This is a genomic window from Desulfatiferula olefinivorans, from assembly GCF_054657895.1.
In genome coordinates, this window is the sequence record NZ_BAAHXV010000084.1 from 1 (window position 1) to 2,297 (window position 2,297).

The 2,297-nt window shown below is 47.6% G+C and carries 3 protein-coding genes; 1 reads left to right on the top strand and 2 read right to left on the bottom strand.

Translation table 11 applies throughout. From position 1 onward, the window contains the following. Both ACYQ11_RS21865 and ACYQ11_RS21870 read right to left on the bottom strand, forming a co-directional pair. On the bottom strand, nucleotides 1–226 hold a 226-nt coding region (locus tag ACYQ11_RS21865), incomplete at its 3' end, for a transposase domain-containing protein (RefSeq protein ID WP_459925957.1). After that, nucleotides 195–560, bottom strand: coding sequence for an IS66 family transposase (locus tag ACYQ11_RS21870; protein WP_459925958.1), 366 nt, complete (start codon nucleotides 558–560; stop codon nucleotides 195–197). The genes ACYQ11_RS21870 and ACYQ11_RS21865, both read right to left, overlap by 32 nt. A 424-nt stretch (nucleotides 561–984) precedes the next feature. Between ACYQ11_RS21870 and ACYQ11_RS21875 the strand changes: the two genes are divergently transcribed. Further along, nucleotides 985–2,297: IS1634 family transposase (locus tag ACYQ11_RS21875; RefSeq protein ID WP_459925959.1), on the top strand; the 1,313-nt coding region annotated here is incomplete at its 3' end.

A 2,297-nucleotide genomic window follows, 5' to 3' on the forward strand; every position in this document is an offset into this window, starting at 1 on the left:
GAATACAATGCTTTGACCCATGATATGGCAGCAGTGCTTTGTGATCGGCTTCGGTAACGGCGTAAGGCAGTTTGCCAAAGATGTATTTGAGGTATTGATAGGGATCAAGGCCATTGGCTTTGGCTGTCTCGATCAGGCTGTAGAGTATCGCGCTGGCGTGAGCGCCTCGGGGTGTATCTGAAAACAGCCAGTTTTTACGACCGACAAAAAAAGGAGCGTATCGCATTTTCGGCCCGGTTGTTGTCAGGGGTTATAAATCCCCGGTCGATATACCTGATCAATCGGGGCCATTGACCCAATGTATATGCAATGGCCTTTCCGAGGTCGCTTTTGGGAACCGTGATCAGGGCGTTCTTGTCCAGCCAGGCTTTAAATTCATCAAGAATCGGTTTTGATTTCTCCTGACGACAGGCCGTTTTTTGATCGTCATCGAGGCCGTTTTCACGAAGTTCCTTTTCAACGGAATACAAATTTTTGTAAAACCTGACGGCCTCATCCGCATGAGAGATCATTTTTTCACCGTTTATATGGGGAACGATCTTGGCTGCATCAATGAACATCTTGGAGGCAGTATACCGTAGCCCTTTGACAGATCAGGTCAATTCGTGCCGCATTTTTTGAACTTGAGCGAAGTGCATAACCAGATAATAGTTTAATGAGAGATCAAAAACATTTTTGTTTGAAGAGAGACAAATAGAACTCTTCAGGAATTGAAAAACGTGAATCAAACTCGATTTAAGATTTTGGAAAAACTCGGGTTATTTCAAAATCTGTCATGGTCGCTTCCATATCTATGGTGTACCCACAATATCACGAGCCTTCGACAGATAAGGTCAAAGCATATTTCCTCTTTTCCCGGTAATTTGTAACTATGCCTTGGCGTAATTATTCGCCATTAAAAGGTTTTTATAAAAAATTGGCTTGCATTTTGGCAAAAAACATAGTTATAAATGGTTAATTATAACTATGATAGGAGCTTTTGCCGTGGCAAGCCAAACATACCATCATAACAAGAAAACGGGCGTTACATATGTTTATTCCGTAGAAAGCTACTGGGACAAGGAGAAGAAAGCACCGAGAAACCGACAGGTTTGTCTCGGGAAGCTGGACAAGGCGACGGGTGAGATCATACCATCGCAACGCAAGGCAAAAGCAGCAAGGAAAGACGCATTTACGGGAGTAACGACGGAAACAAGAGTTGCCGGCCCTGCCATGTTGCTCGACAAGCTGGCGAAGGAGACGGGGTTGGCCAGTATTGTAAAGCGCTGCTTCTCAGAGCTTCACGCGGAAATGATGAGTTTAGTCTACTTCATCGTTCAGAAGGGGCTTCCTCTTTCAAGAAGCGAGGCTTGGAGCATGGGGCATTCACATCCTTATGGGGATTTGATCGTGAGCCAGCGAATCAGTGAACTGCTCCTTGCAATCCGGGAAGATGACCGCCAGAAATTCCTTTCCCTGTGGATGGCAAAGATGACGGAGAACGATTACATCTGCTACGACATCACGTCAATATCATCCTACTCGAAGGCCAACGAATACGTCAAGTACGGATACAACAGAGACGGCGAAGATCTCCCGCAGATCAACTTCGCCATGCTCTTTGGGCAGAAGAGTTGCCTTCCGGCATACTATCGCAGGATGCCGGGCAGCATCTCGGACGTGGCGACGTTAAGGACGACCATGAAGTCAATGGATTTCCTTGGAGCGTCATCCGTGCATTTCGTCCTGGACAGAGGCTTCTACAGCAAGGCGAACATCGACGAGGTCCTTAAACGACGGCATCACTTCACCATGGCTGTCCCGTCGAGGCTTGCGTGGGTTGAGGAGATCATTGATAGACATTACGAGTCCATCGTTTCGCCCCAAAACTATCAGGCAATCGACGACTCCGAGGCACTCTATGTGGCGACGGATTTGCGAAAGTGGGGCGCTGACCGCCGTCGTGTCTACCTTCACATTTTCTACAACGCTCGGAATGCGGCGGATGAATTCGACCGCTTCACGCGCAAACTCTTGAAGTATAGGGAGGAGGTGGAGTCCGGGAAATTGGTGAAGGAACACGAGGAGTGCTACAATAGGTTCCTCGTCATCAAGGAAACTCCAAAACGCGGGCTACGTGTGACCTTCAACGATGAGGAGGTACAGAAAAGCAGGAAGCGCTATACTGGTTTCTTCTGCATTCTGACATCCGCCATCAAAGACCCGATGGATTCTCTGTCCGTATACCGGGCTAAAGAATCCGTCGAGAATAGTTTTGACGACCTGAAAAACCATCTCGACATGAAGCGGCTACGGAA